This is a genomic window from Burkholderia sp. 22088, assembly GCF_052045915.1.
Classification (GTDB): Bacteria; Pseudomonadota; Gammaproteobacteria; order Burkholderiales; family Burkholderiaceae; genus Burkholderia; species Burkholderia cepacia.
Window position 1 is genome coordinate 84,070 of record NZ_JBQEPY010000006.1, and the last position, 14,485, is coordinate 98,554.

Here is a 14,485-nt window from a genome sequence, read left to right on the forward strand (position 1 = left end):
TTCACTTCTTCTTGCAAAAAATTCGAGCGTCGTCCGCATCGATCCTGATCGGATATTGCGTCTCGATCAACGTCTTTTCAGCTGCGCTCGGACTTCCCAGCCATTGCGGCGCGCAGCGATACAGCAAGCGTCCGGCGGTGCGATGAGACTGTTCGTCATAAAGCATCGCGACGTTCGTAACGTTGCACTGATTGGCCTGGCAAATATGGTAGAGCCACTCGCGTGAATCGCCCACCCGCCAGAGCGATCCTTGTGTCGCAGGGCCACTCAGCAGGCGTTTTCGAAGCATCTGCACATCCAGGCCGGACGCATTCAGAAAGTGGTCGAACGCGCTCGACAGCGTCCGGCCGGCCGGGGTTTCGGCCTGACTTCCATCCGGATCCACGAGATTGAAGATCTCGGTTTTATATTCCGAGCTTGCCGGCGTGACATTTTCCGCCACGGAAACCTGGCTCTGTGCCTTGCAACCGAATGCCGCCGAACAAAACAAAACCATCCAGAAAAATCTGAACCGGGCCTGATACGAACGGACTTCGAAGAATCCCTTCAATCGCACTTTTTCAGTGTGTTCCTGCGTCATTCCTGCACTCCATCTCCGCTAGAAAACAGGTCATCGTGGACCGTGTCCAAATGATGAGTCCAATCGCCGTTCCTCACGCTGACCTGTACCGTCTCTTCCGACTCCGTGAAGATTCTGCCGGTCATGCCATCCTGATCAAGCGTTCCGTAATAGTGAGAATCCTCGCCGACCTTGATCATGTACGGTGCATTGCCGAGTATTTCTCCATCTGCGAGCGCCCCCGACAGATCGAATCGCAAGCTGTACGGGCCCGCGCTCTGGGGTATGGGCATCGGCGGCAAAGGCATGCGCGCCGAATCCGGGCCAGGCACATCCCAGCTCGCGGCCCGCTCCAGAATCGTGCCCGGCGAACCATTGACGATCCCGTTGCCATTGATCTGGATGTACGATCCGCCTGCGCCGATCCAGACCTCCTTTGCCGCCGAGATCACCACCTTTCCATCGGTGCTGGTGATCGTCAGATCCCTCAACGCGGCAAGCGCCATCTGGTCACCCTGCGCCTGAATCTCGACCTTGCCTTTCGCCGCGAACAATTTCATCCCTGCGTTCTGCACGAACAGACTGATCTTCTCCGCGACGCTCGCGACGAGCGACTTTCCGCTGGCGATGAACATGCCTTGCCCGCTGACCAGATTGGTCTGCTGATCGCTCGTGACATGGACCGATTGCTGCGTGGACAACGCAACGCCGGACGGGCTGGCAAGCAGCATGACGGGGGTCCTGAAAACATTGGCGTTGCCGGCGCCACCGCCCGCCGTTCTGCCGCCCGACTGCACGCCCTGCGCGTTGCCTTGCGTTGCATCGGTAAACGCCTTCAGCGATTCGTGCGCTTCGGCGAGACCTTCTGCCTGATGCGCCAGGCTTACCCGCGACATTGCTTCGATCGTGCTTTCGGCGCCGACGAGCTGCTGCTGGGCTTCGCGCACGTCGAGTTGCTGACTGTTCGCCTGTTTCGCATGTGTCGTGACGTACAACCCCCGTGCGGCTCGCACGGCACCATACGCATCCGTTTTCAGGTCGAATCCCGAGCCCAGATACGAGCCGCGCGCGTTGCCGTTCTGATCGATCAGGTATCCCAGATGCAGCAAACTGTTGCCATTGCTGCTGAACAGTCTTGCGCGATTCTGTCCCGTCGCATCGTCCAGAACCATTTCGTTATAACCGGCCCCTGAATACTCCTTCGACCGGTAACCCGAAAGGATGCCGTTACTGTGCCACTGCGGTTGAACGTTCCCGTTGTATACACGGTGCAGGACGATGGGCCTGTCACAGTCTCCACCGACGTAACCGACCAGCACTTCCTCGCCGACACGTGGAACGTGAACGCTCCCGTAACCGCCCCCCGTGTCCGACTGGGCGACTCTCACCCAGCACGACGCGCTCGCATTTCCCGAGTTTTGCCGGTCCCAGATGAACATGACCTTGACTCGATTCAGCGCGTCCGTATAGACCTCTTCGCCCTGCGGCCCGACGACGATTGCCGTTTCCAGTTCCATCGCCGGCTTCTTGTGCTCGAACGGGCTCCGATACGGGACCGTCACACGCTGCGCCTCGACCTCCACCCGATAAAAGCCGACTGAACCGTCAGCGTGTGCAACGACTCCGCCCGCCTGCGCGAGCTTGGCCTGGGCGAGTTCGCCCTGCAGGCTGTACGGAAAGCTCGATTCATGACTCGACAGCGGCAGGTTGTTCTCGATATACCGATGCACCTTGATTGCGGCGAATTCACGCTGAGCTGCCGAATCGCGGTCATGCTCCGGATGCCCGGTCAACACGAAACGGCAGCCGGCATCGATCCCCCGCACGCCGCCCACGCCGAAAAATCGCTTTGCCCGGGACTCCCATTCCTCCAGGTGCATCTTCGAGAGATGCTCACCGCGATTGCGATCCAAATACGTATAAGCGCCCGTGTATTCGTAAACTTCGGCCTGCTCCGGCAAACTCCCCTGGCCGGACATCGTCGGCAATGTCGTGCCTTTGGGATTGGCGAAGGACGAAGGCGCTTTGTAGTCGAACGTGCGTGTGGTGTGCACCGCACTTTGCAATGTCCGCGAACCCGCCCACTGCGTAAAAGCATCCGTTTCTCCACCCGTACCCGATCTGGAGAAACCGACTGAATTGGGAGACATCTCATCGAGCGAGTAGACGTCGTCGGTCACGACGAGTCGATGCGACTTCCCGTCTTTATCCTGCCGCCAGAAACCGAACAGCCCCTCCTCCTCCAGCAACCGATGGACAAAATTCCAGTCAGTCTCGCTCTGGCGGCAATACGAACGCGGAGGCAGCGGCTTCAATAGAGCAAATTCGAATTGCCCTTGGGCTTGCGGATGCGCATTGAATACGTCCGTGATGATGGTGTCGACGCTCTTGTCCTGCCAATACCGCATATCGCTGCGGAACTTGAGGAAATGCATCCACGAAGCGAAGGTCAATTGATAGCTCGAAAGGCTGCCGTCGGCACCCAGTCTGCGAGCCGTATGAATGTAACCGTTGAGCGGTCGATAGGACTTGTTCGCTTGCTGAATCCAGAGTGTCATCGGCTGGGCAATCAGCGTTTTCAGCTCGATGTCGCCTGCCGTGGATACCATATCGAGCGTGACGCTGTAGTCACGGCCAAGTTCGGAACAAGTCACGGCTCGTCGTGGCACCAGCGCATTCTCCGGCAACGCCGGAATGCTTGTCTTGAGCAGGCGGTCCTGCTGGATCAGGCCGCCACGAATCGCCTGAGCCACTTCGTTCATGTTCATTCGTTATCCGTCTTCTTGTTCTTTGCAAGCCTGCAGCGGCCTGCACTCTCACGGGAACGGCTTCCCGTCATGCCGCCGCAATTCTAGCGGCAGCAACGAGTCGTGAGAATGTACCCGGCTCGCGAAAACAACAAAAAGATCACGTAAAAGTTGATACACGAATTATTAAAGAACCGAGTTTCGCATTTTGATGACAGAATCATTCAAATTGCCAAACGATCGTCTTTCTATTTCTTTTCAATTTATATGACAGAAAAACAGATTCGTAATACTCGTCGCTTGATCAGGTTGTCGTCACTGGCACCGATGTCAGCATGGCCGCCGCTGCAGTCCGCATGAACCGGCGAAGTGCTCCCTGATGACATCGATCGGCTTCCCACCACCCGGTCGGCGCCTGGCAGGTCGTGATCGTGGCGAACGACAAGGAAATTCCAGCCATTGGGCAACAGGGATCTCCCGTGCACCCCATCATCGACCTGCGTGCCGGTGAAATTGAAATCAACGTCAATTTCCTGGCAAGCAGGCAACCCTCTTCTGCGTGGCGCAGCGAATGAATAGTGAATTCCTCACCGACAAGCTCCACAACCGATCACGACGATCATCGATTGAAAATTCCAGAATCCATCCTTCATTTTCATCTCGCGATCAACACCGACAGATTGCAGACGGCAACGCACGCCAATTAACAAAAATACTTCTTCGTCGATATTGAAGTCATTCAAATGCGAAGGCCAACATCCCGTCGAATACAACATCATCGCTCTTCAAGCATGTTCGAAAAACGCGACGGCACATGGCTTCGCGGTTTTTGTTTCCGCGGCCCTCACGCCGCCCCATCCTCCCCCGCCAGCATCAGAAAATTCCGGACCACCGCCGACGATTCATCGCATCGTGACGCAATGGCGAGCCGCGCCCGCAACGCATCCCCCGCCAACGGCCGATAGACGACTCCGGCAACCTGCACCTGCGTAATCGCCTTCGGCACGACCGACACGCCGAGCCCGGCCGCAACCAGCGTCACCGCGGACGCCATTTGCGGCGCAGGCTGCGCCATGCGCGGCTCGAACCCGGCGGCATTGCATGCGGCGACGATATGGTCGAACAGCGCGCCGCCGGCCTCCCTCGGCACCTGCACGAACGACTCGTCAGCCAGCTCCACCAGATCGATCCGCCGCCGCTGCGCCAGCCGGTGCGCAACGGGCAGCGCGACGAACATCGGTTCGTCGTCCCAGTCGAGCATCCGCAACGTCGCGGCGGCCCGGCGTGCCGGCCGCACGATCGCGACGTCGAGGTGCCCGGCCTCCAGCGCCTCCAGCAGCATCCGCGACGCGGCCTCCTGCAACGTCAGCTCGGCATCCGGAAACGCTTCCCGAAAGCGCCGGATCAGGTCCGACACTTTCGAATTGAACGCCGCCGTCCCGGTGAAACCCACGCGCAGATGCCCGGTTTCCCCGCGCGCGGCCCGCCTTGCCGCGCGCACCGCACGCTCGGCGGCGTCGAGCACGCGGCGCGCTTCCTGCGCGAAGACCTCGCCCGCCAGCGTCAGCTCGGCGCCGCGCGCGGTCCGCCTGAACAGTTCCACATCGAGCTCGCTTTCGAGCGCCTTGATCTGCTGGCTCAACGGCGGCTGCCCGATGCCGAGCGCCTCGGCAGCCTTGGTGAAATTCGACGCGGCCGCCACGGCCAGAAAATAACGGAGATGCCGGAGTTCCATTCGTACGTGCTCTCACGGTGTGCCGGGTGGGTTCACCAGCCAGTGGTTAAACATATCGCTGCGGTTACTTTCATATATTGGACATATACATGACCGTGCGCAAGAATTCAGGCGTTCCTTCGCACATCGAGCGCAGTCATGTCCTCCCCTTCGCTTTCCCGTGCCCTGCCCGGCGCGCAACAGGCCACGCCCGATGCGTTGCCCGCCGGCATTTCCCCGCGCTCGGCCGCCTACAAGCGCATCGCTCTGGCGCTCTTCCTTGCCGGTTTTTCCACGTTCTCGCTGCTGTACTGCGTCCAGCCGCTGCTTCCCGCGTTCGCACGCGAGTTCGGGCTCGGTGCGGCCTCGAGTTCGCTCTCGCTGTCGCTGTCGACCGGGATGCTGGCGATCTCCATTCTGTGCGCCGGCGCGCTGTCCGAACGCGTCGGGCGGCGCGGGCTGATGTTCGCGTCGATGACGCTCGCTGCGCTGTTCAACGTGCTCGCCGCGCTGTCGCCCGACTGGAACCTGCTGCTGGTCTGGCGCGCGCTGGAAGGTTTCGCGCTGGGCGGCGTCCCGGCTGTCGCGATGGCGTATCTCGCCGAGGAAATCGCGTCGGAAGGGCTCGGTTTCTCGATGGGGCTCTATGTCGGCGGAACCGCGTTCGGCGGCATGGTCGGACGGATCGGCATGAGCATGCTGGAAGAGCACTTCTCGTGGCGCACGGCAATGCTGACGATCGGTGTCGTCGACCTGGTCGCGGCGGCCGCGTTCGTGATGCTGCTGCCGCCGTCGCGGCGCTTCGTGAAGCGCACCGACCTGACGCTGCGCCATCACGTCCGGCTGTGGGGCGAGCAACTGCGTCACGCGCGGCTCCCGTTCGTGTTCGCGATCGGCTTCCTGGTGATGGGCGCGTTCGTGACGATCTACAACTATGCGGGCTTCCGGCTCACCGCGGCCCCGTTCAACCTGAGTGCGACCGCGTGCGGGCTGATCTTCGGCGCCTACCTGTTCGGGATGGTGTCGTCATCGAGCGCCGGCGCGCTCGCCGACCGTCTCGGACGCGCACCGGTGCTCGTCAGCGGCGTGCTCGTGTTCGCGGCGGGCCTCGCGCTGACGCTGTCGCATTCGCTCGCCGCGATCGTCGTCGGCATCGTGCTCGTCACGATCGGCTTCTTCATTGCCCACTCGGTCGCGAGCGGCTGGGTGGGCTATCTCGCGGGGGCCGCGAAGGGGCACGCCGCGTCGCTGTACCTGCTTGCGTACTATCTCGGGTCGAGCGTGCTCGGGTCGATCGGCGGCACGTTCTGGCAACACGGCGCGTGGACGGGCGTCGCCGCTTACGTCGCGGTGCTGCTCGTGCTCGGGCTGCTGGCTGCGCGCCGGCTGGCACGGGCGTAGTGGGTACGTAAAGGGCACATCACGGGTGCGGCGCGGGTCGCGCGCGATCCGGTCCCCCGTGGCCTGCTTCAAGTACGCCACGCATCGGGATAGTCGCGCATCGATCAGGATGCCGGCCCATTCTGCCGCTTCACCGCGTTGTTGCTCACACGCGAGCAATGCCCAAACAACGTCCGCACCCCCCCCGATCGGCCGGCGCTACCGCTTCCGGCACCGCGCCGAACGGCTTGCCGGCGACTGCGGCAAGCCCGGCAGGTCGTCTGGCTGCACGGTGAACGCACTGCCGGTCGGGTCGAGTACTTCGAGCGAATCGGAAAGATCGAACATGAGCCGGAGCGCGCCCCGGACGTTCCAGGACCCTGCTCCTCTCCGAGGGGAACAGGGTTCTTCGTCACATCTCGGGAGACAGACGCAAGCGGTTCGCCAGGTCTGCTACGGCGAACCGGAATCGATACGAGTCGGGCTTCCCGGTCCTTCCGATTTTCCAGCTTCCGTCCTGCGCCACGGCCGCCTTGCATACGACAGTCTCCGGGTCGGGAATGGTCCATGCCGACAGGTCAGCCCTCCAAAGCTGCGGCGTCAATGTCCACGTTGAGCCGATCGGCGTCACATGACCGACTGCCGTGCCAAGTAACGGCACGAACCCCTTCAGAGTCATGTCACCACCCGGCTCTCCCGACGCCAGCAAGAAGCCGGTGACTTCTGTGGTGGACGTCTCCTCGCGGTAGGATACCGGGATCACGAACGATGTTTCGGTATCGCCAGTTACGCCCGGAATCACCGACACGATGCAACCATTGAGCGCGTACCATGGCTCCGACAATTTGGTCGAGAGCTTGCGGAAATCGCCGCCCAAATTCGCATCCCCGGCCGTGGCAGGTGACGCCGGTCCGATAGGACGAACTGCCACGATTTGCCCGACGCTGTCTTCAAGCGCAGCCATCGGCACTTCTTCCTGCCAGAGCTTCGGGGAATACGCGAAAGCCTGAACATCATCGCCGGTCGCGACTGGCGGCGAGATCTGGACGAGTACATCGAGCGCCGCCCGCAATGCCGCGCCGTATTCGCCGACAAAACGCCGGTAGGACGTGCTGAAATCCAGGCTGTCGTATGTCTTCATGACGGCGGTGTCGTACGCAGCGCCTGCCGGCATGAAAATCGTCAATCCTTGCGCCAGCGACCGGTTGCTTCCCGCCCGCTTGACGACGACGGCCTGATTCAGCGCTTTTTCGACCTCACTGCTCGCGACAGTCGGCCTCGGCAGCGCCGCAAGCTCGAGCGCCCTTGAAAACTGCACCAGATCGACCATATCGGTGACTCTCGTCCAGTCGGTATCGAACGAACGCGCGTTGACGCGTGCACGTGCGATGTCCTCCACACTGTTTCCGTTGGCATAGAGATCGCGGCCCAGTGCGTCAGCCACGCCGATGACACTGTCCAGCGCCCCCAGGTCGACGAGCGAAACCGTGAAATCCGGATTGTCTCCCGCGCGCAAGCCGGCATAGCTGTTGACGATCAGCGTTCCCAGGTCTCGGGCATTCATACCAGGCTGTGCGACGAGACCGCCCAATACGCTGGCGTAATCCCACCCGCCGAATTCAAGATCCTCGGATGCGACCAGATAGTCCGCATACGGGCGAAACGCGGCGGCAACCTCGACACTGGCCATCAGGCATGCGTCGAACCCGACCAGATCGAAGCGCTTTCCCGTGGCCGCGGTCGCGCGCTGAAACGCCTGGGTCATGTCCCGCAACGACAAACGCGGGAGGTCCCCCGCATCGCGCTCGGCCTTCGTCGTCGTCCGATAACCAAAGCCGCCATTCGGGCCGCCCCCGTGATCGCCCAGAATGACCGCGACCCGCTTCGCCGGATACTGCCGGATACCCCATTCGAGAAAATCGCTCAGCGTGGCCGATGCCGCCATGTCCTGCCCTCCGAGGTCGGCCAGCCTGGTTCGCCGCCCCTGCGAGAGCTGCCAACGTTGAGTCCGAGTCCAGTCGACGTCCTTCTGCACCTGGTCTCCGCCGCCGGTCGTAACCAGGATATTCACGTTCGTACCGGCCGTGGCCTTGGTCATCGTGTCAAGATCGGATTGAAGGTCCGATGTCAAATCCGAACCGACAAGATAAACGAGCACCGTACGCTCGGCCGTCGCCGTTATCGAATCGTCTCCCGATCCGCAAGCGCTCATCAATCCGGCCAGCGCGAAACCCGCGAGCAGCCATCCGATCCGCCTCCACGTCATGCACCAGCGCTTTCCCATTGTTTTCTCCTGAAATGTACTCATCCGTTGTCCTTCGCATCACGCCTCGCCCCCTCACACCTGACCGACGAGCGAAGCAACGATTCCGATCAGTTCCGCGACGAGCAACATCAACGCGCCGATCACCAGTATCGCGAGCCAACAACCGCGGCGTCCGCTGCGCGTCGTCATCTGCGCTCCGGCAAATTCGACCCGGCACTCGGCCACTCACCGTTCACCGCGCGATAAACGGCGAGTGCCTCGCGCGTATCGCCGGGGCGCGCGCCATGCCAGAACGGCGCCCATGACGCCCCTGGATCCGGCACCGCACCGCGCATGCCTTGTACGACGAGCCAGCGGCACGCGCGCGCACGCGGCTCGTCCATCGGTACGTAGCGGAGTCCGGCGAAGTAATCGAGCATCGGCGCCTCGGATTCGCCGAGCCCCGGGCTCGCGATGCAATCGCCCGCGCGCCACTCGCGTGCAAGCTGGATCTTCAGGTCGTCGAACACCGACCGATAACTTTTCGCTACGTCGAGCCAGGGCAGCAACAGCGTGTAGACAAGGCCCCAGGCGAGCACCACGCCGCTGGCCCACGACAACGCACCACGCCACGGGCCCGCTCCGCGCAGCAACAGCAACGCGGCAAGCCAGCCGACGCTCAGCGCGAACGCCGCGCAGATCGCCGCGGGTTGCAGAGGAATCGTCCAGTCAAGCGGCAGCCAGCCCCCCAACCACCCGAAGATGTCGCGCGGCAGCGTGTCGTGCGTCATCGCAAGCCAGACGCACCACACCAGCACCGCACATGCACCGAACAGGCCGCGACTCGCGTAATCCCACGCGACATGCACGCGAGCCGGTATACGCTCGACGCTGCGCGCGGCGATGAGCGACAGCGGCCCGATAAACGGCAGGACGTAGAGTTGCCGCGACGTCGCGGCAAAGTGGAGCACGATCAGCCCGATCGCGGCGAATGCGACCGGCAGCGCGATCGACGGATTGCGCCAGCCGCGCAACACACCACCGGCGATCGCCACGACCGCGAGCGGACCAACCGGAAACCCGACCGTCAGCAATGCACGCCAGATGAACAGCAGCTTGTCGTTCTCGGCGCCGAGCATCGGCACCGAGAAACCGAAGAAGCGGCCGACGTTGTTGTCCCAGAACCAGACGGCGAACAGCGTTTCCGAACGCAGATAGAGCGCCGTCGGCCAGATCAACGCGAACGGTGCGCAGACGAGCGCAGCCATCGCGAGCGCACGCGCGCAGGCACGCGTGCGACACGCCGGATAAAGCACGAGCGCGACACCGAGGGTCGCGCTGAACACGAGCGGCACGAACAGGCCCTTCGACATGAACGCGATTCCGATGCCGACGCCCAGCCGCGCGGCCGCCCAGTAATCGGCATGGCCGCCTTGCAAGAGCCCCGCGACAAGTTCGAGCAGACCGCAGAAACCGATCGCCGCGCCGGCCATCAGCGCAACGTCCGTCATCATGTCGTGCGAGTGTTTGAGCACCACGAGCGTCCCGGCGCACAGCGCGACGGGACCGAGCACGCCCAGCTCGAACCAGCGTGTCGAGCCGGTTGCCACGCGCGCCGCACGCGCGGTGAAGCCGAACGCCAGCGCCGCGAAAAATGCGCTCGCAAGCCGCGCCGCGTCATGCAACGGCAAGATCGCGCCGAGCAGGCGCGCGAACGCGACCGCGACCCAGTCGTACAGCGGCGGCTTCTCGAGAAACGGCGTACCGGTGTTGGCCGGCACAATCCAGTCGCCGGAATCGAGCATGTGCCGAATGATCCCGAACGTGTAGGCCTCGTCCTGTTTCCACGGGTCGTGGCCAATGATGCCCGGCGCCAGATACGCGACTCCCAGCGCGACGAACAGCAGCACGCGCACTATCGGCCGCGCGACCCAATCCGCGTCGAATCCGGACGGTGTGCCGCGCCCTGCATGCAGCGGGCCCGCACGGCAAAGCCGTCCGGCGTTTGCGGCGGATCTGTCGCGCATCACCGGAAGAACCTCCCGAGAAAGCGCGTGACGCCACGCCCGCCCGGCACGGCAATACGCGGCAGCAGAAACGGATCAGTACGCGCATCAGCACGTCCGCGCACGGTCGTCGTCGCGTTCTGGAAGCCGGCTTCGATGACAAGTCGCCGCACGTTCGCGTCGAGCGCACCATACGGATAGCAAAACGACACGATCGGGCATCCGGCCGCATCCTCGAGTTGCGCCTTCGAATGCGCGATCTGCCGCCACGCAGCCGGTGAAGGCACGTCGGACAGCACAACATGATCGACGGTATGCGCGCCGACCTCGTGCCCGTGCGCGTACCATTCGCGCAGCGCACCGAGATCCATCAACGCGCCCTCGGCCGTCGCGAGCCTGCGATCCCAATCATTGCTGCCGCCCAGCCTGCCCGACACGAAGTAGCAGGTCGCGGTAAAGCCGAGCGCATCGAGCACGGGCAGCGCATGCTCGGCCACATTGCGAAAACCGTCGTCGAACGTGATGGCAAACAGCTTCTCGCGCCGCGCCTGCGGCAGCCGCCGCTGCAAGTCGGTGACCGACATGCCGCGATAGCCCAGCGCCTTCAGCACACGCATCTGGCGCCGAAACGCGCGCGGATCGACGCTCAGGCCGCGCAATACGTCCGAATGCGGCGGTAACGGGCGAATCTGGTGATACATCAGAATCGGGACGCACGCGGCGCGTTTTGCCGACGGCCGCTCCTGCGGCGTGACCGGCGGTTGCGTCGGAACACCGGTCATGCAGACACCGCCGTCCCGCGGATCGACGCACGGTAAACCGAACTCGTTTCGTCGATGAACCGCGCGAAACTGAACTCGCGTTCGCTCCTTGCGCGCGCGGCGCGCCCCATCTCGGGAACACGTTCGGGATGTTCGGCAATCTCGCGCAGGACGGCGGCGATCGCTTCGGGCGATCGCGGCGGAACGATCCAGCCGTCGATCCGGTCGTCGACGTTTTCCGGCAAGCCGCCGACATCGGTCACGATCACGGCACGGCCCATCGACATCGCTTCGCGGCACGCAAACGACAGGCTTTCGTGATATGACAGCACGAACGATGCGTCGCAGGTCGCGAGGATGTCATGCGTCCGATCCGTCGGACCGACGAACGCGACGTTCGCGGCCACGCCGCAATGCGCGACGAATTCGCGCTGCTCCTTCGACGGCCAGTCGCCTGCAAGCAGCACGCGAAACTTCGCGCGCAATGCATCCGGCAATTGCGCAAGCGCGCTGACCAAATCGCTCCACCCCTTGTGCGGCCCGGTGCCGGCGACGCTGCCGAGCACAATGGCGTCCGCACCGGCTTCGCCGAAATACCCGATTCGCCGACGCCGGATCTCGGCCTGCCCGCCCGTATGCGGCGGCAACTGCACGCCATGCTTGATTACCGTGATGTCGCCGTACGGTGACTGCCGCTCGAGCATCAGCCGGACGTAGTCACTGACGGCGATCGTCGTGTCCGTCGCGAACCGCGCCCGCAAAAAATTACCGATGCTGCCGGCCGCATAGGTGTTGTGTTTCGTAAAAACGACCGATGGTCGCGTGCGACAGCCCACGAGTGCGAGCATGACCTGCCGGTGATCGGCCGAGCCGTTGACGTGGATGATGTCGAACGCGGATTGCTGGATCAGGCGCCGCAGCCGCACCAACTCGGGGAGAAATGTGCGCCAACACGGCTTGAACTGCATGTCGACGATGCGCACACCCGGTAGCGTATCGACCATGCGCGACAGGCGACTGCCGGCCGGCGATGCGACCGCGACGCGATACCGACGGCCCAGACCGGCCGCAAGGTGATAGATATAGGTGTCATGCCCACCACCATTTCCGCCATGAAAGTTGGTATAGAGAATTTTCATCGCTTGTATTCTTCAGACGGTGTCACGCACGTGCGCCCGCATTTATCGACAGGCATGCCCCTCTGTCACGCGGATGCAAGAACCGGTTTCACCCAGTTGCGCCGCGTAACGCCGCACGATTCGCAATCGAATAATTCAGGATTTCCCGAGGGAAACGTGTCCGATATAAACCGCATCGGTCACACGATTGTATTGACTCTGTAAGATTATTTATTCCGGAATATCGACGGAATTTCTCTAAAAAATAAGCATCCGGGTGTAAGGTGTTCAGGCCTTCATTTTTTTCATTTCTGCCCGGTCACCTTGTTTCACCACACGCAGGTTCCGTATGCATAGTCGGCGTAACCGGTCGTATACCCCGTATACAGCGCGGCAGCTTATCGAGCGACCGGCTTTTCCCTACGATGTCGGCCGGAAACCGCATTGCTCCCGACATTGATTGACCCCCATTAATATTCAATCAAGAAAAAACATTCGAACTGGCCATCATGATGAGTGAATCGCCAATCCAAACGCATCGCTTTCACAGTAATGACCCGGATGAGGTTTCCGATTTTCTCGTGGCGACCTATACGGAGAACCGCTTTCGTGCATGTCACGCCAGCAATCGGGACGTCACTGTCAGTGGCCAGCAATGGAACGGGCTCGCGGTTTACGATGGCAATTTCGAAATACCGTTTCATTTTCAGTCGGGCGGCCCCCGCCCCAACTATCTCTTCTCGTCGTGCATCAACGGCGGATCGACTTACTCGAGCGGGAATTCGGTCGCGCAATGCGCCATCGGCGATGTGATGCCTGTTTCGTCCGCGAGCGACGCAACGTGCCTGTCACGACCCGAGGGGCTGCACCACATTGCCGTGATCCTCGATGTCACCGAGGTCAACGAGTTTGTCGGACACTGGCTCGGCCACCCGCTCGACGAACTCATCCAGTTCGACCTGTCGCCGCTGGCCAAAGATCTCGCCACGCAATGGAACGCGTCCGCGGATTGCCTGCGTCGAATGATGCTGATGTCGCCATCCCCTGATATCGCGATACGCTCGCTGTACGAGCACATGCTCAAGCTCGTCGTGACCGGCCACAAGAACAACTACAGCGACGTCGTCCTGAGCGATCGCCACGCGCCCGAACACCTCGCGCGTACCGCGGTTGCGACGATCGAAGCCGACCCGACACGCTGGGCAACGCTCAGCACGGTTGCCTATGCGCTGGGATGTGCAACGAACACGCTGGAAAACGGCATCCGGCGCCTGACCGGCAAACATTCGAGGGACATCATCCTCGACGCACGTCTTCGCGCCGTTCACCGCGCGCTGGCCGTCGATATCGGCACCGGTTTTGTCGGCGTGCTGCGTGCATACGGCTTTGCGCCGTCGTTGCGCTTCGTTCGCCTGTACCACCAGCGATTCGGAGAGCCACCGAGCGCAACGTACCGTCGAAATCCGAGCGCTCAGGACGTCAGTCGAAACATCCGCGAGCGTCCGGACATCCTCTATGAAACGTCCATCAATCGCTGGATCGATGCCTCGCTCGGCAAATCGATCAGCCTTGCCGACATCGCCCGATACACCGGCCTGAGCGAGCACGCGACAATCGCGGCGTTCAAGGAGCGATTCTCACGTACACCGATGCAGTACGTGATCGAACGCCGCCTGGAACGCGCACGCTGGCTGCTGTGCCATACGTCGACGAGCATCCTGTCGATCGCGCTCGATTGCGGGTTCGGCAGCCAGAGCTATCTGACGACGCAGATCAAGCGGTACTACGGCGTCACGCCGCGTCAACTTCGACTGTCGGGTCACGTACCGGCAGGCGACGACGACAGCCGATAAATCGCATCGCACCGCCGTCACGGCACCACGCCATTCGAACATCGCGAGTCGCGCGCATTTCGGCGGAATCCTTATGTTTTTTCCCAGGCGTGGCCGGAGCGC

General features: G+C 62.2%; 10 protein-coding genes. 3 read left to right on the forward strand and 7 right to left on the reverse strand.

The features are described from left to right. Position 1: 1 nt before the first annotated feature. Complete coding sequence (locus tag ACTJLD_RS13220; RefSeq protein WP_060312699.1) at positions 2-580, reverse strand: hypothetical protein; 579 nt, start codon at positions 578-580, stop codon at positions 2-4. Continuing rightward, positions 577-3,327, reverse strand: coding sequence for a type VI secretion system Vgr family protein (locus ACTJLD_RS13225; RefSeq protein ID WP_440658971.1), 2,751 nt, complete (start codon positions 3,325-3,327; stop codon positions 577-579). Before ACTJLD_RS13225 ends, ACTJLD_RS13220 begins: the two co-directional genes overlap by 4 nt. A 410-nt stretch (positions 3,328-3,737) precedes the next feature. Here ACTJLD_RS13225 and ACTJLD_RS13230 point away from each other — a divergent pair, with 410 nt between their 5' ends. After that, positions 3,738-3,881, forward strand: coding sequence for a hypothetical protein (locus tag ACTJLD_RS13230; protein WP_155687493.1), 144 nt, complete (start codon positions 3,738-3,740; stop codon positions 3,879-3,881). Between the two features lie 269 nt (positions 3,882-4,150). Here the strand turns inward: ACTJLD_RS13230 and ACTJLD_RS13235 are convergent, their stop codons facing one another. Continuing rightward, on the reverse strand, positions 4,151-5,041 hold the full coding sequence (locus ACTJLD_RS13235; protein WP_027789638.1) for a LysR substrate-binding domain-containing protein: 891 nt from the start codon (positions 5,039-5,041) through the stop codon (positions 4,151-4,153). Between the two features lie 138 nt (positions 5,042-5,179). On the opposite strand from ACTJLD_RS13235, the gene ACTJLD_RS13240 reads away from it, so the two are divergent. Continuing rightward, positions 5,180-6,421 carry an MFS transporter gene (locus tag ACTJLD_RS13240; protein WP_060086204.1) on the forward strand — a complete coding sequence of 414 codons (1,242 nt, stop codon included), beginning with the start codon at positions 5,180-5,182 and terminating at the stop codon, positions 6,419-6,421. Positions 6,422-6,812: 391 nt separating this feature from the next. On the opposite strand, the gene ACTJLD_RS13245 is transcribed toward ACTJLD_RS13240, so the two are convergent. The 4 genes from ACTJLD_RS13245 to ACTJLD_RS13260 all read right to left on the reverse strand — a co-directional run bounded on the left by ACTJLD_RS13245 (position 6,813) and on the right by ACTJLD_RS13260 (position 12,551). Then, positions 6,813-8,684: a clostripain-related cysteine peptidase gene (locus ACTJLD_RS13245; protein ID WP_440658972.1), complete on the reverse strand. Its 1,872-nt coding sequence runs from the start codon at positions 8,682-8,684 to the stop codon at positions 6,813-6,815. Between the two features lie 167 nt (positions 8,685-8,851). Further along, the gene (locus ACTJLD_RS13250) at positions 8,852-10,672 is read right to left on the reverse strand and encodes an ArnT family glycosyltransferase (protein ID WP_440658974.1); all 1,821 of its coding nucleotides are present in this window, start codon (positions 10,670-10,672) and stop codon (positions 8,852-8,854) included. Continuing rightward, positions 10,672-11,433: a polysaccharide deacetylase family protein gene (locus tag ACTJLD_RS13255; protein WP_440658975.1), complete on the reverse strand. Its 762-nt coding sequence runs from the start codon at positions 11,431-11,433 to the stop codon at positions 10,672-10,674. Before ACTJLD_RS13255 ends, ACTJLD_RS13250 begins: the two co-directional genes overlap by 1 nt. Beyond that, the gene (locus ACTJLD_RS13260; RefSeq protein WP_060173655.1) at positions 11,430-12,551 is read right to left on the reverse strand and encodes a glycosyltransferase family 4 protein; all 1,122 of its coding nucleotides are present in this window, start codon (positions 12,549-12,551) and stop codon (positions 11,430-11,432) included. Before ACTJLD_RS13260 ends, ACTJLD_RS13255 begins: the two co-directional genes overlap by 4 nt. 491 nt (positions 12,552-13,042) lie before the next feature. Here ACTJLD_RS13260 and ACTJLD_RS13265 point away from each other — a divergent pair, with 491 nt between their 5' ends. Continuing rightward, positions 13,043-14,383: a helix-turn-helix domain-containing protein gene (locus ACTJLD_RS13265; RefSeq protein WP_440658976.1), complete on the forward strand. Its 1,341-nt coding sequence runs from the start codon at positions 13,043-13,045 to the stop codon at positions 14,381-14,383. Positions 14,384-14,485 lie beyond the last annotated feature (102 nt).